17 protein-coding genes are annotated in these 20568 nt (G+C 69.9%); 5 read left to right on the top strand and 12 right to left on the bottom strand.

The features are described 5' to 3' along the window. The first annotated feature begins 56 nt into the window (after positions 1–56). On the top strand, positions 57–1130 hold the full coding sequence (locus Q9R19_RS09805; protein WP_311256199.1) for a hypothetical protein: 1074 nt from the start codon (positions 57–59) through the stop codon (positions 1128–1130). A gap of 84 nt (positions 1131–1214) precedes the next feature. Here the strand turns inward: Q9R19_RS09805 and Q9R19_RS09800 are convergent, their stop codons facing one another. Then, the gene (locus Q9R19_RS09800) at positions 1215–5603 is read right to left on the bottom strand and encodes a hypothetical protein (RefSeq protein ID WP_311256198.1); all 4389 of its coding nucleotides are present in this window, start codon (positions 5601–5603) and stop codon (positions 1215–1217) included. Positions 5604–5760: 157 nt separating this feature from the next. On the opposite strand from Q9R19_RS09800, the gene Q9R19_RS09795 reads away from it, so the two are divergent. Further along, entirely contained in the window at positions 5761–7482 is a 1722-nt protein-coding gene (locus tag Q9R19_RS09795; RefSeq protein WP_311256197.1) for a LuxR C-terminal-related transcriptional regulator, read from the top strand. Positions 7483–7504: 22 nt separating this feature from the next. Here the strand turns inward: Q9R19_RS09795 and Q9R19_RS09790 are convergent, their stop codons facing one another. The 8 genes from Q9R19_RS09790 to Q9R19_RS09755 form a co-directional block, all read right to left on the bottom strand. After that, on the bottom strand, positions 7505–8092 hold the full coding sequence (locus Q9R19_RS09790) for a hypothetical protein (RefSeq protein WP_311256196.1): 588 nt from the start codon (positions 8090–8092) through the stop codon (positions 7505–7507). Then, positions 8089–10107 (bottom strand): cytochrome c oxidase assembly protein, encoded by a 2019-nt coding sequence (locus Q9R19_RS09785; RefSeq protein ID WP_311256195.1) that lies wholly within the window; start codon positions 10105–10107, stop codon positions 8089–8091. The genes Q9R19_RS09790 and Q9R19_RS09785 overlap by 4 nt, the downstream gene beginning before the upstream one ends. A 65-nt stretch (positions 10108–10172) precedes the next feature. Further along, entirely contained in the window at positions 10173–10460 is a 288-nt protein-coding gene (locus Q9R19_RS09780) for an HU family DNA-binding protein (protein ID WP_087129650.1), read from the bottom strand. Between the two features lie 425 nt (positions 10461–10885). Further along, positions 10886–11191 carry a 30S ribosomal protein S14 gene (gene rpsN / locus Q9R19_RS09775; protein WP_292704185.1) on the bottom strand — a complete coding sequence of 102 codons (306 nt, stop codon included), beginning with the start codon at positions 11189–11191 and terminating at the stop codon, positions 10886–10888. A gap of 3 nt (positions 11192–11194) precedes the next feature. Continuing rightward, positions 11195–11365 carry a 50S ribosomal protein L33 gene (gene rpmG, locus Q9R19_RS09770; protein WP_046014935.1) on the bottom strand — a complete coding sequence of 57 codons (171 nt, stop codon included), beginning with the start codon at positions 11363–11365 and terminating at the stop codon, positions 11195–11197. Next, positions 11365–11601: a 50S ribosomal protein L28 gene (gene rpmB / locus Q9R19_RS09765; protein WP_311256194.1), complete on the bottom strand. Its 237-nt coding sequence runs from the start codon at positions 11599–11601 to the stop codon at positions 11365–11367. The genes rpmG and rpmB overlap by 1 nt, the downstream gene beginning before the upstream one ends. Before the next feature lie 178 nt (positions 11602–11779). Continuing rightward, entirely contained in the window at positions 11780–13147 is a 1368-nt protein-coding gene (locus Q9R19_RS09760; protein ID WP_311256193.1) for an FAD-binding protein, read from the bottom strand. A gap of 18 nt (positions 13148–13165) precedes the next feature. Continuing rightward, the gene (locus Q9R19_RS09755; protein WP_311256192.1) at positions 13166–14506 is read right to left on the bottom strand and encodes a nucleotide disphospho-sugar-binding domain-containing protein; all 1341 of its coding nucleotides are present in this window, start codon (positions 14504–14506) and stop codon (positions 13166–13168) included. Between the two features lie 34 nt (positions 14507–14540). On the opposite strand from Q9R19_RS09755, the gene Q9R19_RS09750 reads away from it, so the two are divergent. Beyond that, positions 14541–15164, top strand: coding sequence for a TetR family transcriptional regulator (locus Q9R19_RS09750; protein ID WP_311256191.1), 624 nt, complete (start codon positions 14541–14543; stop codon positions 15162–15164). A gap of 19 nt (positions 15165–15183) precedes the next feature. Here Q9R19_RS09750 and Q9R19_RS09745 read toward each other — a convergent pair whose 3' ends face one another. Genes Q9R19_RS09745 through Q9R19_RS09735 form a run of 3 tightly spaced genes read right to left on the bottom strand, consistent with a single transcriptional unit; the run spans position 15184 to position 18139 of the window. Next, a complete protein-coding gene (locus Q9R19_RS09745; RefSeq protein ID WP_311256190.1) occupies positions 15184–16023 on the bottom strand; it encodes a carbohydrate ABC transporter permease in 840 nt (279 codons plus the stop codon). Next, positions 16020–16886, bottom strand: a complete 867-nt coding sequence (locus Q9R19_RS09740; RefSeq protein WP_311256189.1) for a sugar ABC transporter permease — start codon at positions 16884–16886, stop codon at positions 16020–16022. Before Q9R19_RS09740 ends, Q9R19_RS09745 begins: the two co-directional genes overlap by 4 nt. Continuing rightward, positions 16883–18139: an extracellular solute-binding protein gene (locus tag Q9R19_RS09735; RefSeq protein ID WP_311256188.1), complete on the bottom strand. Its 1257-nt coding sequence runs from the start codon at positions 18137–18139 to the stop codon at positions 16883–16885. The genes Q9R19_RS09740 and Q9R19_RS09735 overlap by 4 nt, the downstream gene beginning before the upstream one ends. Positions 18140–18351: 212 nt before the next feature. On the opposite strand from Q9R19_RS09735, the gene Q9R19_RS09730 reads away from it, so the two are divergent. After that, positions 18352–19560, top strand: a complete 1209-nt coding sequence (locus Q9R19_RS09730) for a Gfo/Idh/MocA family oxidoreductase (RefSeq protein WP_311256187.1) — start codon at positions 18352–18354, stop codon at positions 19558–19560. Further along, positions 19550–20560, top strand: a complete 1011-nt coding sequence (locus Q9R19_RS09725) for a LacI family DNA-binding transcriptional regulator (RefSeq protein ID WP_311256186.1) — start codon at positions 19550–19552, stop codon at positions 20558–20560. The genes Q9R19_RS09730 and Q9R19_RS09725 overlap by 11 nt, the downstream gene beginning before the upstream one ends. Positions 20561–20568 lie beyond the last annotated feature (8 nt).

Here is a 20568-nt window from a genome sequence, read left to right as displayed (position 1 = left end):
TCGGCGCGTGACGTCGCTCGGCTTCGTCCCAGCCCGCGATCCCTAGACTTGACGGCATGATGCAGGGGCGGGTGTCACGGCGTGGTCGGTCGGCGCTCGGCACCGACCTGACGATCCTCGCGCTCGTGGGCGTGATGCTGTTCGCGGCCCTGGGTGCCGCTGGTGTCTCGCTGTACCAGCAGGTCTACAGCGCCTCCGCGTTCGTGCAGCGCTACCTCGACCTGCTCGCCTCCGGTCGCGCGGCCGACGCGCTGCGCGTACCCGGCGTGTCTCTGGATCTGGCGCTCCAGAAGGACACCGGCATCCACTCCACCGCATCCGAGGCGCTGCTGCGCAGCGCGGCACTGGCGCAGCTGACCGACTACGACGTCGTCTCGGAGCAGCAGAAGGACGGCGTGTACAGCGTCACGACCGAGTACCGGGCGGGCGGCGTGCGCGGCACCTCCACGTTCCACATCGTGCAGAACGGCTGGATCGGCGTGGTCCCCAACTGGGAGTTCGAGAGCAGCCCGCTCGCCGAGATCGAGCTCACCGTCCGCGGAGCGGACGTGTTCGCCGTCAACGGCTTCCAGCTCGACCGGCGGCAGGTCTCCAGCCACGGGATGGATGCCAAGCCGCTGGATCCCCTGCATCTGCTGGTGTTCACGCCCGGCGCCTACTCGGTGACCGTCGACACCTCGATCGCATCCACCCCCGGCGTGCGCGTGCTGGCCGACCAGCCGCTGGCACGCACTCCGGTGGACGTGCAGGCGCAGCCGACCGAGAAGTTCACCGAACTGGTGCAGCAGAAGGTGGAGGAGTTCCTCAGCGGCTGCGCCGAGCAGCAGGTGCTGCTGCCCACCGCCTGCCCTTTCGGGCTGGAGGTGTCCAACCGCATCGCCGACGGCACGCTGCCGAAGTGGTCGATCTCGCAGCAGCCGGTCGTCAAGGTGCTGCCGGACGGCGCGAACTGGAAGATCCCGCCGACGGATGCCGTCGCCCACATCGTGGTCAAGATCATGTCGGTGTTCGACGGCTCGGTGCGCAAGGTGTCGGAGGACGTGCCGTTCCAGATCGACGGGACGATCAGCATCCTCGCCGACGGCACGGCGTCGATCCGCGTGGGATCACCGGACATCGACCCGGACTGACGACCGGGACGGCGCTGAGAGAAGACCGCACCCCCGCCGGACAGGCCGGCGAGGGTGCGGAACGGTGCGACGTCGCGCGCCGGGTCAGCCCTGCGCCTCCTCGCGACGGCGGCGGGTGATCAGCAGCGCGCCGGCGCCGGTGATCAGCAGCAGGAGCGCGGCTCCGAGTGCCGTCCACGCCGGCTCACCGCCGGTGGTCGCCAGCGGCGGGTTCCGATCGAGCGGATGAACGGTGCACAGCGGCGAGTCCGGTGCGCACAGCGGCTCCTCACCCGTGACGGCCACGACATTCCCCAGTTCGTGGTCGCCCTGGTCCTGCCAGGAGCGCACCTTCACCGTGTACGAGACGGTGACCGTGCTGCCCGATGCCACCGCACCGGTCACGCGGATGCCGTCCGCAGACCGCTCCGCCGCCACCGAGTCATCCGTCGCGACGGGATCACCCGTCAGGTCGGCGTCGTCGAGCACGTCCTTCAGGTGGTCCGTGTAGTCGATCGCAGCGGGGGCCGCGCTCGGGTCCGCCGACACGTTGCGGAACGTCAGCGTGTAGGTGACGGAGCGTCCCTCCCCGACGTGCGTGCCGCTCTCGGGATCGGCCGCCTTGGAGGCGACCACATGCGAGACGTGGTTCACGGTGCAGTCGGGCCGGTCCTGATTCGCCGGGTCGCAGGTGGGCGGTGCGTCCTCGCCTGCGGGGACGAGGGCGTTCGCGAGGCGATCGTCACCCCGGTCGCCGTCGGCGTTCACCGTCACCGCGTATTCCACGGTGACGAGGGCGCCCGGCAGCAGCCGTCCGGTCACCGAGAATCTGCCGTCCTCGATGGGCGAGACGCTCAGTGCTGCATCCGAGGCGCGCGGAGCCGACGTCACGTCGGCGTCATCGAGCACGCCGGCGAGCACGTCGTCCCTGGCGACCTGAACCGGAGCGGTGCCGGTGTTCTCGAAGTGCAGCGTGTAGGTCAGCACCTGTCCCGGCTGCACGGACGAACCGGAAGCCGGGTCGACGGTCTTCCAGTCGTCGAGCTCGCCGATCGGGTGCACCGTGCACGACACGCCCGCGTCGGAGCAGTCCGGGTCGTCGTCGCCCGTGGGGGCCAGCACGTTCGCCAGGCGGTTGTCCCCCCTGTCGCCGTCGGCGCGGACGGTGGCCGTGTAGCTGACCGTGACCGACGCACCCGCCGGCAGCACGCCGGTGATGCGCACCTCGTCGCCGTCGCGCACGGCGCTCAGCGCTGCATCCGACACCGCGATGTCCGCGCCCAGATCGGCGTCGTCGAGCACACCCGCCAGGCGATCGGTGTGATCGACCGCACCCGCCGCGGCGCCCGTGTTCGCGAACGTCAGGGTGTAGGTCACCTGCTCCCCGGCCTGCACGTCCTCGCCGGAGCCGGGGTCGGACGACTTCGTCGCCGTCAGGTGCGGCAGCGGGGTGCTGGTGCACTGATCGGAAGCGGCGTCGCAGTCCGCGGACGGGTCCGCGCCGGGCTCGACGAGGAAGTTGTCGGCGGAATCATCCCCGCGCTCCTCCTGCGCTCGCACCGTGACTTCGTACGTGATGCGCGCGGTCCGCTGCGAGGCGAGTTCGCCGCCGATGCGGAACCGGCCGTCCTGCACGTCGGTGACGGTGACGGATGCCGTGTCGGAGCGCGGCGCGCTGGTCAGATCGGCGTCGTCGAGAACTCCGGCGAGCACGTCCTCACGAGCCAGGGTCGCTGCCGCGGCGCCCGTGCTGCGCACGGTGACCGTGTACGTCAGCACGGTGCCCTCCTCGATCGGCGAGGTGGAGGCGACCACCGACTTCTCGTACGTGACGGCAGCGATCGGCGTGGTGGTGCAGTCCGGTCGCTGAGCGTCGGAAGGAGTGCACGTGGGTTGCGTCGGCGGCTCCTCGCCGTCGTCCAGCAGGAAGTTCGCCGCGACATCGTCACCGCGCTCACCGTCGGCGCCGACGGTGATCTGATAGCTGACAGTGCGCGTCTCGCCGGCCGGCACTGCGCCGGTGATCACGATCCGCTCACCGCTGCGAACCGCGCTGAGACCGGCCTGCGCCGTCGGCTCCGTCGTCACTGCGGCGTCGTCGAGCACGTGGTGCAGGTCGTCGACGGCGTCGACCCGAGCCGCGGTGGCGCCGTCGTTCGCGAAGTGCAGAGTGTAGGTCAGCACGCTGCCGGCCACGGCCGGCGAGTCGGACGAGCTGACGCTCTTCCACTGGTCGAGGCCCGAGCCGGGCACGCGCACGCTGTCGCAGGGTTCACCGCTGGCCTGCGACGCGGGCACGCACGCGCTGTTGGTCAGAACGTGGTCACCCGCACCGGTGTACGTGACCGCATACCGGATGGTGGCGCTCTGCTCTGCGGCGAGCGCACCGCTCCACGCGAGCTCGCCGGCGTCGATCGTCGCCGTTCCGCTCGTCGCGGTGAGCGACCCGGCCACGAGGGTCGCGTCGTCGAGCACGTCCGACAGGTCGTCGGTCATCGCCGCGGGCGCGGCGAGGGTGTACGCGCCGGGGCCCGGGTTGGCGACGACGATCGTGTACTCCACCTGCTCCCCGACAGCCGGCAGCTCAGTGCGATCGGCCGACTTCGCGACGGTGAGCGCCGGCAGCGGGAAGCGGTGCGTCGCACACGGCTCGCCGGTGTCGGCATCCTGCCCGTCCGGCGCGGGATCGCAGGTCGGCGTCGTCGGGTCTGCCGGATCCGCTGGCGCCCACGCGACATTGGAGACGTCGCGATCGCCATCGGCTCCGAGCACCACCGAATACGTGAGCTCGACGCTCTCTCGCACCGGGAGCGCGCCTGTCCACGACAGCAGCGGCTCCTGATACGACACCGTGCCCGCACGGTCGGCAGCGGCGTCATCGACGAAGACGCCGTCGTCGAGCACGCCCGAGAGGTCGTCCATCACCACTGCCGGGTCGGCCTCGGTGTAGTCCGAGCTGCCGGTGTTCGTCGCGGTCACGGTATAGGTGACGGTGTCGCCGGCGCGGGTGTCGGCCGTCGCATCCGAGGTCTTCTGCACCTGCAGGCATCCGGCCGAGAGGGCGAGGGATGCGGACACGTCCACATCGCTGTACGCCCAGTGGTCGGATGCGACCTGATTGCCCCAGGGGTTGCTGCCGGTGTTCTCCCAGCGGTGCACCCCGTCGGCGCTGTCGACGCCGGCGGACGCGTCCAGCGGCGACGTCAGCGAGGTCTTGCCCGTGGTCGAGATCGATGAGTCGTTCCAGTGCAGCGTCGTGCTGCCCGGGGAGTTCCCGCGCAGCTGCTCCACGCGCATGCCGCCGGTCATGCCCTCGACATCCGCGAGAACCATGTGCAGCTCGTCGGCGCGGTCGATCGCGACTTCGGCGTTCAGAGCGGTGCAGGGATCCAGCAGCGCGCCCTCGCCGTCTCGTCCGTCCCACGCGTAGCTGTGCGATCCCGCCGATCCGCCGAGCGGGATGATCCGGTCGACGGCGTCGTCGAACGCGCCGTCTCCGTCGGCATCGATGCGCAGCTCGTACGCGCCCGTGAAGTCGGCCAGCTGGTAGGCGAAGGTGCCCGCCCAGGAGCCGTCGGCCGTGCGCTCGAACCTCAGCCCGTCCACGCGCGGCGCGGCCGCGGCGGGCAGCACCCAGAGCGGGCCGCGTGCGGATGCGGCGGTCGCGGGCAGATCCGCCGACGGCTCCTCGAAGAACAGTCGATACGGGTCGCCGCAGTCGGCCCCGGCCTGGTTGTAGCGGGGCACGTTGCCGGGAGTGGGGGTGGACTCGTAGGTCGGGGTGCAGGTGTCGCCGTCGACGATGCCGAACGCGTTGCTGTCCAGCGACCATCCGGCGCCGGAGAAGCCGTTCAGCTCAAGGCTGTACACAGCTCCGAACTCAGAGACGGCCCACAGCGCCACGTCGTAACCGCCCGACCTCTGGTCGTACGCCATGTAGAGGTCGGTCCACACCCGGCCGGGCAGCTCCGTCCCGCTGTCCGATACCGTGATGTCCCAGCGAAAGCGGCTGCTGGAGGTGGGGCGCAGGTAGCTGCTGCTCAGGTTCGTCAGCGGCGTCTCCTCGATGATCCACACGCCCGCCGGCCCCGAGAGTGCCTGCTGCTCGCAGAGCGTGCCGACCGCGGCGCCGCTCGCCAGCTCGCAGTCCATGCGCTCCGTTCCGGCGGGATCGGTGATGCGGAAGCGCACATCCGACCCCGCGGAGCCGACCATGTTGTTCCACTTCTCGAACCGCACGTCGAGCTGCTCGCCCGCGCCGACATAGGCGAAGTAGGTGTTCCCGCCCAGCGAGACCGTGCTGCCGACCGTCGCCGCCGAAGCCGGCACCACGGCGCCGAACGCCACCAGCGTCGCACTGATCACGCTGATCACCATCGCCATCGCGGTGGCACGTCGGGTGCCGGGCCGCTTCCCGTCGCGCTGCTCCACGCTGCCGCCCCTGCGCCAGGCGCGCCGCATCATGTTCGCCGTCATCGGCTCTTCCCTCCTCATCGACGCGATCGCACGCCCCTGCCGTTCGACCCACGCAGTGCAATCCAATCGAAGGGCGCGCGCACACCGGTATATCGTCCGGATTTCTCATCCCCCTCTCACCCCCTCTCACCCCCCCTCTCACCCGCACGCCCCGCGCCCGTCACCTGGGCGGGCGATGACGATCCGCGTCCGCATTGGCGCTGCGCTGCTGGCGCCGTCTTCCCGCAGGCCGGGTAACATACCGCCGGGGACGAGAAAGCGCGAGGCGATCATCACTGCAGAGCAGCACCCACAGTCGTTCGAGGACGGCATCCTTCCCGACGCACCGGTCGACCACATCGATCTGTCCCACGTGCAGCGGCTCGCCGATGCCATGCGGACAGGCGCTCTCGATGCGGCCGAGGACATCACCCGAGCGCACTGGTTCGACCTCGCTCTGAGCCTGCGGCACGGCGTCGCGGACGCACTGGAACAGGTGCCGACCTCACGCCTTCGCGACCGGCCTCTGCTGCTGATGCTGCTCGGCATGGCATACAACGTGATCCCCCATCGGCGAGCGCGCGGGATGCGGTGCTTCGTGACCGCCATCTTCGCCGTCCGCGCCTCGCGTCAGAACGTCAGGAAGTCCGATCGGGTGCTCGTGCTGACCTCGCAGAGCGCCGCCTTCCGACTGATCGGACGGCCATCGCTGGGCGTGCGGCCCGCGCGGGCAGCGCTGAGTGTGCTCGAGCGCATGGATGTCGGCGAGCTCGACGAGGTCTCGACCCGCTCGGACATCTACGCCCACCTCGGCATCAGCCTGTACTACGGCGGCCGACGCGCCGAAGCGCTGCACGCCTTCCGTCGGGGGCTGGCCGAGTCGCCGTCCGTCGGCTATGCCTCCGGCTTCGCCAACGTGTCGATGCTGTGCGGCATCCATGCCCTCGACGGCGGACTGAAGGAGGCTGCCGGATATGCCGCGATCGCCCGTGAGGACCGTTGGACCGATGTGCAGCGCTCCTGGTATCCGGGCACGTTCTACCGCGTCGGCGAAGCGCTGCTCGCCCTGGAGCGCTTCGACGCCGCCGCGGCATCCGCGCACCTGGACGCGATGGTGCACGATCGGCGCACCATCGAGCACTGGCGAGCCATCGCCTCGACGGAGGCCATCGCCGCGCTCGTGGCGGGCAGGCCCGGCGCGGGTCTGGCCGGACTCACCGCCTTCACAGCCCTCCGCGGTCACGAGAGCCGTCATGCCGAGGGCGAGGACCGCATGCGTGCCGTGCACTCGCTGCTGCACCTCGCCACCGGCAATCTCGACGCCGCGGCGCGTGCGCTGCATCCCGCGCGCGGATCGACCTCGGCGGAGATCCGGGTCGCCGCCGCCCGGATCGCGCTGACGAGGGGGCGGGCGGGCGAGGCGATGCAGGATGCCCGGGTCGCGGCCGATCGCGCATCACGACCACGGCCCGCCGTCGAAGCGGCGGCGATCGAAGCGGCCTGCACCCTGCAGATCCCAGGGAGTCGCCGCAGGCGCGCCGTCGTGGAGCATCTGGCCGAGCAGCTGATCTCCACCGGGCTGCGCCTTCCCGTCGCGCTGCTGCCTCCCGATGACTACCAGCGCCTGCGCACGGCGCTCGCCGAGAGCGGCTACACGGCGCTGCGCGATGAGCTGCCCGAGCGCTCGCTGCTCGAGTTCGGTGCTGCGGAGCCCCTGCTCACCTCGCGCGAGCTCGCCGTGCTGCGGACCATGGGCTCGAACGCATCGATCCCCGCCATCGCCGAGCAGCTCAACCTCTCGGTGAACACAGTGAAGACGCATCGACGCAACATCTATCGCAAGCTGGGCGCGGAGGATCGTGACACGGCGATCGCCATCGCCCTCGATCGCGGGCTCATCGCCGCCGGCCGCGACTGACCGTCCGTCGAGGCGGCACGGATCAGCGCACGCCGGCGCGGTGCAGCGCCGCGACGATCCGGGCCGACAGCCACGATCCCGCCGTCGAGGCGGCGACACGCGCCAGGAGAGTCGCCACGAGCAGGCCCGGCAGAAGGTGCTCGGCCGACATCACCGGCAGCGATACCGCGAACAGGGCGACGCCGACCACGCATCCGATCACCGCGTGCCGCAGCCAGCGGGGTGCGGCCGAGCGCTCCGACAGCCACATCATCAGATCGAACGCGCCGCCGGCCGTCACGAGGGGGACCGCGATGAGCCAGCCGATGGCGTTGAACGGCCCGACCAGCACGGCGGTGATGAGCGCCGCCAGGGTGGCGGCCCAGCGCAGCGGAACCATCCGCCGAGCGGTGAAGACGAACAGCGTCTGCAGTCCGGCGAGCAGCGCGTAGACCGGAGGCGACCATGCGGCCAGCTGCGGCATCACCGGCGACAGGGCGATCACCGGCAGCACCTGGACCGCGGCGAACGCGGCGATTCGCAGGTGCATCCGGGTCGTTCCGCGCCGCGGCGCGCGCTCGCCATGCGCGTCGGCACCGGCGCGCGGCCCGTCGGTGAATCGCAGCGTCACGCTCGATCAGCCCCGGCCCGGTCGCGCTCGGCCAGCTTCGCGAGCCTGGCGTTGTACTCCTCCAGCTCGGCATCCCCCGTGCGGTCGGCGTGCCGGTCACGGCGACGCTGCAGCCGCTCGTCCGACCGCGACCACTGGATCGCGACCGTGATCGCGAGGATCAGGGTGGGGATCTCGCCCACCGACCAGGCGATCCCGCCGCCGATGTACTGATCCTCCATCGGCGTCGGGCCCCAGGTGCGCCCCATCGAGCCGAACCACTCCGCCACCATCAGACCGGACTGCATCATGATCGCCATGCCGAAGAACGCGTGCATCGCCATCACGGCGATCAGCGTGATCAGCCGGCCCGCGTAGGGCATGCGGTACGGGACCGGATCGATGCCCACCAGCGACATGACGAGCAGATACCCCGAGATCAGGAAGTGGATCACCATCCACTCGTGACCGACGTGGTCGTACATCGCCCACCGCACCAGGTCGGTGAAGTAGAACGCCCACAGCGAGACGACGAAGATCGCGGCGGCGACGATCGGATGCGTGATCACGCGCGAGAACGGCGAATGCACCGCCCACATGATCCACTCCCTCGCGCCGCGGGTGCCGTCCTCGCGCTTGTGCACCGCGCGCAGCGCCAGCGTGATCGGAGCGCCGCTGACCAGCAGCAGCGGGATGGCCATGCTCAGCACCATGTGGCCGGCCATGTGCACGCTGAACAGGTACTCCTGATACAGGTTGAGCGGGCCCGAGGTGACCCACAGCAGCAGCAGCATGCCCAGCATCCAGAACACGGTGCGCTGCACCGGCCACGCATCGCCCCGGCGGCGCAGGCGCACGACGCCGGCGATGTAGAAGAACATCGCGAAGCCGATGACGACCATCCACAGGATGTCGAAATCGTACGAGGTGAACCAGCGATCCAGCGTCAGCTCGGGAGGCAGGGGCGAGTCGGTCAGCCGCTGCGCGGCCGTCGGGTTGACCGGATCCTCCTCACCGAACGGAGGCGGGGTGCGCGCCAGGGCCGCCGCCGCACCGGATGCCGCGCCCATCAGCGCCAGCTCGCCCAGGACCAGCGTCCAGAACGAGCGCCTCTCCCGCTCGCCCGAGAGCGCGGGGATGAGCCGACGTCGATACCAGGCGCCGAACAGACCCAGTCCCAGCAGCAGGATCGCCTTGCCGATCACGATCAGGCCGTACGGTGAGAACAGCTCGCTCCACTCGCCGAGGGCGACCACGGTGCGCGAGACGCCCGAGACGGCGACGACGATGAACGCGATGAGCGCCAGCGACGAGTAGCGCGCCACCAGTACCGGCATGTCCAGGGCATCCGCCCATGCCCCGCCCTTACCCCTGCCCGGATTGCGCTTGCCGACCGTGCCGCGCAGCACGACGAGCAGGAAGAGACCGCCGATCCAGACGGCCGCGCCGAGCGTGTGCATGAGGATCGCGTTGACCGCGATGTTGTGCCCCTCCGCGGCTCCCGAGTGTCCCTGCGTCGCCAGCGGAAGAAAGGATGCCGCCGCCAGGACGCCCGTGATCAGGGTGCCCGTCCACCCGCGCACGGCGAAGGTGAGCAGCGTGATCAGAGCGCCCATCAGCACCGTGATCAGCCAGGCCTGCCCGAGTTCCAGGGTCAGCAGGAACATGCCCAGCTGCTCACCGAACGAGCGGTCGGCGGAGAGCTTCGGGTTGAACGCCGCCAGCAGCGTCATCCCGGCGGCGAGCGCCGAGGTCACCGTGAAGATCGCGGCGCCGACGGAGGCCGCGTCCAGCGCCCGCTCGAAGGGACGTGAGCCGCTGCGCAGACCGAACAGCGCCAGCACGAGCGAGCCGAGCATGACCGCGCCGGCCAGGTTGGCGACGAGCTTGACCGCCGGCAGGCCCCACATCACGACGGGCCCGGGATCGAGGAGTTTGGGCGGCACGGCACCGCCGCCGACGGCGAGCGCCGCGAGGAGTCCGGCGGTCGCGCCGACGAGCAGGATCACGAGTCCCGCGAGGCGGTACGATTTCACCTCTCCAGCCTACGGCGGACACGCAGAAGGCCGCCCCCGCAGGGACGGCCTTCGCAGGTGCGGTCTTACTTGACGGCAGCCTTCAGCTTGGAGCCGGCGGTCACCTTGACGCGCTTGCCAGCGGGGATCTTGATCTCGGCGCCGGTCTGCGGGTTGCGGCCGGTGCGGGCAGCGGTGTCGACCTGCTCGAACGAGATCCAGCCAGGGATCGAGACCTTGCTGCCCTTGGCGACAGCGTCGGAGACGGTGCCGAAGAGCGAGTCGAGGACACGCGAAACGGTGGCCTGGCTCTCGCCGGTGGCGGAAGCGATGCTCGCGACGAGCTCGGTCTTGGTGATGGACTTGTCAGCCATGTCATCCTCCAGCGACGACGTCCGTCGCATCGTGTTGATTACGGGGTTTCCCCCGCCGGTCGTTCGACCGCCTCGAATGTACCAACCACAGCCGACAAATCCGCGTCATTTCGCGGGTTTTGGGGTGTTTCGTCGGCGTGTCACGCCACATCCGTCACATCAGTCACACAATCGGGGTCCGATTCGGCGTCGATCGCCCGCCGCGACATGCCTGCGCCTCATCACGACGATCTTCAGCCGCATCCAGCTCGCGGGGAACGACCGGCGCGGCCCAGTGAACCACGACGCGTTCCGCTGAATGCAGGAGATCTCACGAAGCACAGGAGCGGATGCCGCGCAGCATCCTGCATTTCGTGAGATCTCCTGCGTGTCATGCCGAAAGGGGCGAGGATCCGAAGATCCTCGCCCCTTTCGAAGAGAACTGCTTACCAGCTCGACTTGGTGATGCCGGGCAGCTCGCCGCGGTGCGCCATGTCACGGAAGCGGACACGCGAGATGCCGAACTTCGTGAGCACACCACGGGGGCGGCCGTCGATGGCGTCACGCGAACGCACGCGAACCGGCGACGCGTTGCGCGGCAGCTTCTGCAGGCCGACGCGGGCGGCCTCGCGGGCCTCGTCGGTGGCGTTCGGGTCGACCAGGGTCTTCTTCAGCTCGGCACGACGCTCCGCGTAGCGGGCGACGATGACCTTGCGCTGCTCGTTCTTGGCGATCTTGCTCTTCTTGGCCATGTCTTAACGCTCCTCTCGGAATTCGACGTGCTTGCGGACCACCGGGTCGTACTTCTTGAGCACGAGGCGGTCGGGGGTGTTGCGACGGTTCTTCTTGGTCACGTAGGTGTAACCGGTTCCGGCGGTCGAGCGCAGCTTGATGATCGGACGGACGTCCTGAGCCTTCTTGGCCATCAGAGCTTCACCCCCTTCGCCTGGAGGTCAGCGACGACCTTCTCGATGCCACGGGCGTCGATCACCTTGATGCCCTTGGCGGACACGTTCAGGGTGACCTTGCGGCCGAGCGACGGAACGAAGTAGCTCTTCTTCTGCACGTTCGGGTCGAAGCGGCGCTTCGTCCGGCGGTGCGAGTGCGAGACGTTGTGACCGAAGCCGGGAACAGCACCGGTCACCTGGCACACTGCTGCCATGTTGTGACTCCTTCTATACCGTGAGGCCGGACGGCCCCACCCAAGATCCCTTGTCTGCATCCCGCCTCCGCGCACGGCCGAAGACCGTTTCGAAGAGAGTGGGACGCGAACTGCGCACAGGAGAGCGCGCAGACAAGGAGTCAGTTTAGCACGCGAGAAGCGGATGCCCCGCCCGCGCTCACGACAGCGGGTGCGCTTCGCGGATCACCCCGCCCGCGTCCCATTCGGAGCGGATGTCGCGCAGGCGCTGCGCGGATGCGCCGTACAGCGCCGCTGCGGCCGTGCGGCGGTCCGCGAAGGTCTTGACCTGACGCGCAGATCCGAACCGGCGCAGGCGCGAGATCACGGCATCCGCCGCAGCGCGCACGGGCTCCAGCGCCTCGGCCACGGGGACCATGCCGACCATGTACAGCAGGCCCTCGCCGTCCACGCTCGTGACCGCGCCGTCGACCGATGCGTCGGATGCCGCTCCGCCGAGGTGGCGCAGCTCGATCGACAGGAGGGGCACGGCGACCGGCTCCGCCGCCACGGTCAGCAGTGCCTCGACGACCTCTGACGTGATCTCGGTGATCAGCAGCGAATCACCGTGCGCCGGTGTGGGCTCCGGCGGGTCGCCGTGCACCGCCGCGAGCCCGGCCGCCGTCGTCGGGGCGAAGGTGTCCTGCTCGGGCTCGAGGGCACGCAGCGGGGCGAGCAGCCGCGCCGTCGTCTCGGCATCCTCCTGGATCGCCGCCTCGACCCCGACGAAAGCGCGTCCGCGCAGCGGCTCGGGGATCTGCTCGATCGGCGGGAAGCGCAGCATCCGCAGCACCGAGGTGACGCTGCGCGGCACTCCGGCGATCCAGTCCTGCCAGGCCGTCGCGACCTCGGCCGCCCGTTCCGCCGGCCACATCAGCGCGCCGGCGGTCAGCTCGGGCACCGGGTGCAGTCGGATGACGACCGCCGTGAGGACCACAGGCAGCGCGCCCCCGCGCGCGGCCCACAGCAGCTCGGGATGCTGATGCTCGTCGACCGTCAGCATCCGCCCCTGAGCATCCACCGCCTCGAAGGAGACGACCGCGTTGCCGCCGAGTCCGTGCGACCGAGCGAACCAGCCCAGCCCGCCGCCGAGCAGCAGGCCCGCCACGCCCACGCTCGCGGCCATCCCGGCGACCGGAGCGAGCCCGTGCTCGGCCGCCGCGGCGGCGACCGCACCCCACCGCGCGCCCGCCTCGACCCGGGCTGTCCCCACGGCCGGGTCGATGGTGACCGCATCCAGACGCGAGGTGCGCAGCAGGATCGTGCCTCCCAGCGCCGACAGCGCTCCTGCCGCATGCCCCGTCGACTGCGGTGCGACGCCGAGCCCCAGCGCTCGGGCCGCACGCACCGTCTCGATGACGTCGTGCACGTCGGCCGCTTCGACGACCGCATCCGGATGCTGGTCGGCCAGCAGCTGCCAGGCGGCGCGCGCGTCGTCCCAGCCGGGCTCGCCCGGCAGCCGCAGCTCGCCGTGCAGTCTGTCCCTCAGATCCTGGAGGCTCGACGCCTCGGACCGATCAGTGCTCATCTCTCCCCATTCCCCGTGTCACGCGACCGGTGCCCTGAGACCGCGGAGCACGGACTCGATGCCGGCAGGCCCCGGCGCTGCCGCGATCTCCGCGCCGAGGCGCGCGGCGTTCTCGCGGAACGACGGCTCGTGCAGCACCCGCCGCACCGCCGTGCGGATGCTGTCGGCCGACACCCGGCGCACCCGCAGACCGGCGCCGCTCCAGGCGACGCGCGCCGAGACCTCCGCCTTGTCCTCCGTGCTGCCCGCCGCGACGATCGGCACACCCCGCGCGAGGGAGTGGTGCACTCCCCCGTACCCGCCGTTGGTGACGAAGGCGTCCAGGCGGGGGAAGAGGCGGTCATAGGGGAGGTACTCGGCGATGCGCGCATTCGCGGGCAGCGACGACGGCGGCACGGGGCGCCCGCCGGTGGACACGACCACGAGCACGTCCTCGTCGGCCAGCGCGGCAAGTGTCGGCAGCACGAGCTCACCCAGATCGCCGTTGGCGACGGTGCCCTGCGTGACGTGCACGACGCGGCGCCCGTCGAGATCGTCCCACCAGTCGGGAAGGTCGCCGGAGCCACCCGCGCCGCCTGCCGCGGCCACCGACACCGGCCCGACGAAGTGCACCGGCACGGCCAGGTCGCTGCGCGGGTACTCGAACGACTCGACGGTGAACTGCATCACGGCATCCGCCAGAGCCGGGTAGTTCATCGCCGCCGTCGGCAGCGGCGCCCCGGTCTCGGCCAGCGCCATCCGCTCGGCGTCGCGCTGCAGCTCGGCGAAGACGAAGCGGTCGGTCATCGCGTTCATCACAGAGTTGCGCAGCCGGCCGAACGGGCCCGGCAGCGGCGGGATGCCGAGGGCGAACGGAGCCGTGTCGCGACTGCGCAGTCCCAGCGGCACGATGCCCAGGTTGATCACCGGCGGCCGGGCGGATGCCGGGCGGCAGAGCAGCAGCATCGCACCGAGGAACATGCTCTCGGCCAGCACGGCGTCGACGGCGCGCAGCCGCAGCTGCTCGTCGACCGCGCGCAGCTGCGCCGGCGCCGGCTCGAGGAAGATGTTCCGCAGGTCCCACCGCGCTCCGTCGACGCCGCGCCGCCCGACCCGACCGGGAAAGGCACGGTCCATGTCGCGGTCGTCGTAGTCGGCCTCGGCCGGAAGCGGAACCCACTGGGCCCCGGCCTGCTCGACGAGGGTGCGATAGCGGATGCCGGTGAGGAAGCGCACGTCGTGCCCGGCCTGGACCAGTGTGCGTGTGACCGACAGCAGCGGCAGCACGTGACCGTGCACGGGCGTGCAGCAGATCAGCAGCGACATCGGCGTCGCAGACGACGCTCGGGATGCCGGCGCCCGATAGGATGTTGAAGACATGGTGGAAGTATTCACTACCCATTAAGGAAAGTCAATGGCTCGTTACGTATCCCCGCTGCGCGAGGCGCAGGCGGCGCAGACCAGGCAGCGCGTGCTCGACGCGGCGGTGGCGACGTTCCGCTCGTCGGGCTACTCCGGCACCTCTCTGGCGCGGATCGCCGAGGAGGCGGGAGTGTCGGTCGAGACGGTCAAGCAGCTCGGTCCGAAGTCCTCGCTGCTGCTCGCCGCATTCGGTCACGCGTTCACCGGGATGGACACCGATCTGCCGCTCAGCGAGCAGAGCGGGTTGGACTGGATCCGCGCACTGTCCGACGAGGAGTTCACTCCCGGCTGGCTGGGATTCATCGCAGACGCGAACAGGCGCGTCGCGCAGCTGTGGCCTCGCCTGCTCGAGGCGGCATCGGCCGATGCGGAAGTCAGCACGCGACTGGCGGCACTGCAGGCCAACCGCCGCAAGGACATGGACTCGGTCATCGCGCTGCTGCGCGAGCGCGGCCTGTGCCGCAGTGAGCGCACGGACGTCGAGCTGGCCGCCGAGCTGTCGTTCCTCATCTCACCCGAGAGCTATTCGCAGCTGGTGATCGATCGCGGATGGAGCGAGCAGGCGTACCGCGGCTGGCTCGGCCGCGCCGTGGAGCGGATGATCCTGCAGCCCTGACCGATCCGCTGCGCGCCCGTCACTTCTCCGAACCGGCCACCATGCCCTTGATGAAGTACTTCTGCATCAGCAGGTAGACGATCAGCACTGGCAGGGCCGAGAGCAGGGATGCCGCGGCCGCGGCCCCCACGTCGCTGGACGTGGTGGAGAAGAACGTCGCCGTCGCCGGTGCGATCGTGCGCATCTCGGGACTGCGCATCAGGTACACGCTCAGCGCGTAGTCGTTCCACACGTTCACGCTGGTGAGGATCACCACTGTCGCGGTGACCGGCTTGAGCATGGGCACGACCACGCGGAACAGCGCCTGCACGGCGTTCGCCCCATCGACCGCCGCCGCCTCCTCGATCGAGATCGGCAGTCCGCGCATGAACGCGGTGTAGAGGAAGATCGCCAGCGGAAGCTGGGTCGCCGTCATCACCAGGATCGTGCCCCAGTAGGTGTTGATCGCCTGCCACTGGCTCATCATCGAGTACAGCGGCACCAGGATCGACAGCGGCGGGATCATGATCAGCCCGACGACCGCGGCGAGCACGAGTCTGTTCCCGAGGGTGCTGCGCCGCGCGAGCGGGTAGGCGGCGAGCGCGCCGAGCACGCACACCAGCACGGTGGCGCCGAGCGTCACGATCGCGCTGTTGCCGATCGCGCGCAGGATGCCGCCCTCCTCGATCGCGGTGGCGAAGTTCTGCCAGTGGATGCCGGTGAGCGGAGGCAGCCACTGCGAGGACAGATCGCTGCGCGCCTTCATCGCCGAGGTGACCGTGATGTAGAACGGCAGCAGCTGCACGAGCACGGCCAGCAGCACGCCGGCCCCGATGGCGAGGCGGGCGGGCCAGGGCGAGCGGGCGCGCGCGGCCGTCACAGCTGCTCCAGCCTTCGCCGGTTGAGCATCGTGTTCAGCACCAGGGTGAACACCGCGATGATCAGGAACAGCACCACGCCCATCGCCGAGGCGTAGCCGGCGCGCTGACTGCCGAAGTACATCTTGGCGATCAGCGTCGACACCGAGTTGGTCGAGTAGCCGGGCCCGCCGGCGGTGAGCACCTGGATCACGTCGAACAGCTTCATGCCGCCGATCAGGTTCAGCACGACGCTGGTCGCGAACGCGGGCTGCAGCATCGGCAGCGTGATGCTGCGGAACGTCTGCCCCGCGGTCGCCCCGTCGAGCCGGGCCGCCTCGTAGTACATGGTGGGAATGGACTGCAGGCCGGCCAGGTAGATCACCATCGAGATGCCGACGAACTGCAGCGAGTTCACCAGCACGATCAGCGCGATCGCGGTGCCCGAGTCGCTGAGCCACGCCGTGCGCTGCCCGCCGAGCGCCATGACCAGGTCGTTGAGCCCGCCGCCGTTGTAGGCGAAGAACAGGTAGTACATGGTGCCCATCACCACCGGCGAGACGAGCACGGGCAGGTAGATCATCGCGCGGGCCGCACCGCGCCCGCGCACGCGACGGTCCAGCGCGAGTGCGAGCGCCAGGCCGAGCACCTGCTGCAGGATCGTCGAGCCCACCCCGTAGATGAAGGTGTTGCCGAGCGCGGTCAGGAAGTTGGGGTCGGCGAACAGCCGCAGGTAGTTCTCCACCCCCACGAACGAACGGTCCGGCGTGTAGCCGTCCCAGTTCGTCAGCGACAGCAGCACCCCGTTCACCAGCGGCCACAGCATGAACACGCCGAGCACCGCCAGCGCCGGCAGGTAGAGCAGGTTGAGCGCGCGACTCCTCATCGCAGCGAGTCGTAGCTCGACTTCATCTGCTCGGTGGCCTTCTCCGGCGTCAGCTGCCCGGTGATCACCCCGTCGGTGGTGGTGACCATCGTGTCCCAGATGCCGCCGGGCAGGTACACGCGGTCGAAGTAGGGCTGCAGCGGCAGCGTGCCCGGCTCGACGAACTGCTCGTAGCTGGAGGTGAGCACGCCCAGGTCGCTCTCGGCGTTCGTGAGCCCGGGGATGCCGCCGATCGAGCTCGCGAGCTGCGACAGGTTGCCGGGCTCGGCCAGGTAGGCCAGGTAGTCCAGCGCCTGCTTCTTGTCGGGCGAGGTCTTCGAGACGCCGTAGGCGCGACCCTCACCGCCCACCAGGAACGGCTGACCGCTCTCGGACGGAATGGGCATGTAGCCCAGGTCGGCGTCCGGGTTGAACCCGAGCGCCGTGGCGACCAGGTAGTTCTGCACGAACACGAACGCCGTCGTGCCCTCGGCCAGCGCACGACCGAGGTCGTCGGTCGTGGCCGAGGAGTAGTCGGGGTTGAACCAGCCCGACTTCTGCCAGGTGGCGACGTGATCCAGGATGCGGGTGTACCCCTTCTCGTCGAAGGTGCCGTCCTTGAATCCCTTCAGCTCGTCGTCGGTGAAGTCGCCCGACCCGATGAAGTCGGTGATGTTGCCCGCGAACCAGCTGTCCTTCCCGGAGGACGAGACCGGGGTGACCCCGGCATCCTTCAGCTTCTTCATCGCGCCCTCGAAGGCGGTCCAGTCCGTGAGCGTCGTCGGGTCTATCCCGGCATCCTTCAGCACGGTGCGGTTGTAGACGATCCCGGCGACGTCGGTGTCGATCGGCAGTGCGAAGAACTGGCCGTCGGCGTTCTGCATCGCGGGCGCCAGCGCCTCGTTGAAGTCCTTCGCCCACGGCTGGTCGTTCAGCGGCTCGAGGAAGCTGCTGTACCGCAGCAGCGACCAGCCGTGCGTGGCCCAGATGTCGGGGATGTCGTTGGCGGCGAGCCGCACCTTGATGTCGTCCTCGTACGTGTCGGTGGACGGCACGAGCTTGATCGTGACGCCGGGGTTGTCCTTCTCGTACGCGTCGGTGATCGTCTTCAGCACCTTCAGCGACGGGTCGGTCGCCCCGAAGTTGGTCTGCATCTCGAGCTGGACGTCGCCGCCACCGCCGCTCTCACCCGAGCAGGCGGTCAGCGCCAGCGCCGCGGCGGAGACGACCGCGAGGGCCGCCAGGGTGCGCTGGGATGCTCTGGATGTCTTCATGTCCGATCCTCACTGTTCTTCGAGTCACTGTCGTCGGCTCTTCGAGTCGCTGTCGATGGCGAGAAAACTGATGCGCAATCGCCTGGTTCGTGATATGTTACCCGCGTAGATCACTGGGGTACAGGGGGGTCTCGGAATCGTACTGAGGGGCGCGATTCCGGGGCCCCCGTCCATGTTGACACCCGTAGAAGCACGATGAAAGACTCAGGGCCATGGCGTTCAACTTGGGGATGGTCGGTGCCGGCCAGTTCGCCGGCCAGTTCGCGACGCTGTTCCACCACCACCCCGGCGTCTCCGCCGTGCACGTCACCGACGTGATCGGAGCGCGTGCGGACGAGCTGGTGCGCGCCGCGGGACTCGCGGGGACCTTCGCATCCTTCGACGACCTGATCGCGTCGCCCGCGATCGACGCCGTCGCCGTCTTCACCCAGCGCTGGACCCACGGTCCGCTGGTCGTGAAGGCGCTGCGCGCGGGCAAGCACGTGTACTCCGCCGTGCCGATGGCGATCGCCGCCGAGGAGATCTCCGACATCATCGATGCGGTGCGCGAGACCGGCCTCACCTACATGATGGGCGAGACCAGCTACTACAACCCGGCGACGGTGTTCGCCCGGCAGAAGCTCGCCGACGGCTCGTTCGGACGGCTGTTCTACGGCGAGGGCGACTACGTCCACGACATGGACCTGGGCTTCTACGAGGCCTACCAGTACTCCGGCGGTGAGAACTGGAGAGCCACCGCCAGCTATCCTCCGCTGCTGTACCCGACGCACTCCATCGGCGGAGTGCTGGGTGCCTGGCCCACGCACGCCACCTCGGTGTCGGCGATCGGCGTGGTCGACCAGCGCGGCGACGGCGTGTTCGACCGCTCGGTGAGCCAGTTCGACAACGACTTCTCCAATGCCACCGCCCTGTTCGAGCTCGCCGGCGGCGGCTCCATGCGCATCAACGAGTTCCGGCGCGTGGGGTACCCCTCACACCTGCGCGAGTCCCGGTTCCGGTGGTTCGGCACCGAGGGCTCCTTCGAGCAGCTGGCGCGCACCACCGTGTGGCAGAACCGCGACGGCGTGGAGGACATCTCGCACCTGATCGACACGCACGCCTCGGTCGCGCACGATGACCCGGCGCTGGCGCACGTCGCGCCGGCGCTGCGCGACGCATTCGTGTCGGGATACGCCGCGATCCACGAGGCCGAGAGGGCCCGCATCCCCGCCGAGCTGCGCTCCTTGCACAACGGACACGAGGGCAGTCACCATTTTCTTGTGGACGACTTCGTGCGCGCGGTCAACGACGGCGCCCTGCCGCCGGTGAACGCGTGGCAGGCGGCTCGCTTCACCCTGCCCGGCGTGATCGCGCACGAGTCGGCGCGGCGAGGCGGCGAGCGCCTCGCGATCCCCGATCTGGGGGCCCCGGATGCCCGATGAACGTCGGCCGCGTTCGGTCACCCGCGCCGATGTGGCGCGATACGCGGGTGTGAGCACGGCCGTCGTGAGCTACGTGCTCAACGACGGGCCCAAGGGCGTCGCTCCGCTCACCAGGGAGCGCGTGCTCGACGCCGTGCGCGTGCTCGGCTATCGGCCCAACGCGGCCGCTAGGGCGCTGTCGATGGGCGCCGCCGACATGTTCGGCCTGCTCGTGCACGACAACCGCAGCCCGTTCTTCGCCGAGCTGTGCCATGCGCTCGACCAGGCGTCGGCGGATGCCGGGCGTTCGCTGCTGATCGTCAACTCCGACCGGTCGCAGGTGGCCACGTCGGAGCAGCTCCGCGATCTGGCGTCCCGGCAGATCGGCGGGCTGATCATCGCCGACGTGCTCACCGCGAGCGAGCAGTCGCTGGTGGAGTCGCTCGGCATCCCGGCCGTGGTGATCGGCCAGTTCGGCGAGACCGACGGCCTGCACAGCGTGGGTGTGGACTTCCCGGTGGGGGCGCGGCGGGCCACAGAGCACCTGATCGGCCACGGCTACCGCGAGATCGCGTTCGCGGGAAGCGCCGCGCGCTATGACGCCCGCGAGCGCGGCTGGCGCGATGCGCTCTCCGCCGCCCGCCTGCCGCTCGGCCCGCTGGTGCACACGCCGTTCGGCTATCAGGGCGGCTACGACGCGGCCGTGCAGTTGATCGACGGCGAGCGGATGCCGCGGGCCGTGCTGGCCGCGTCGGATCAGATCGCGATCGGCATGCTCGCGGCGTTCGGCGAGCGCGGCATCCGCGTTCCCGACGACATCGCGATCGTCTCCTTCGATGGCACGGTGAGCGCCGACTTCGTCTGGCCCCGGCTCACGACCGCCGTGCAGCCGCTCGAGCGGATGGCGGAGGTCGCGGTGCAGCTGCTGCTGGATCCGGATGCCGAGCGCGAGCACCGTGCGCTCAGCGCCCGTCTGCGCATCCGCGAGTCGTGCGGCTGCACCGCCGAGCCGGGTCACTGAGCCCCACA

Source organism: Microbacterium sp. ARD32 (assembly GCF_031844385.1).
In the GTDB taxonomy this organism is placed as follows: domain Bacteria; phylum Actinomycetota; class Actinomycetes; order Actinomycetales; family Microbacteriaceae; genus Microbacterium.
The sequence above is the reverse complement of the archived record's forward strand: the minus strand, read 5'-3'. Positions and strand labels throughout refer to the sequence as shown.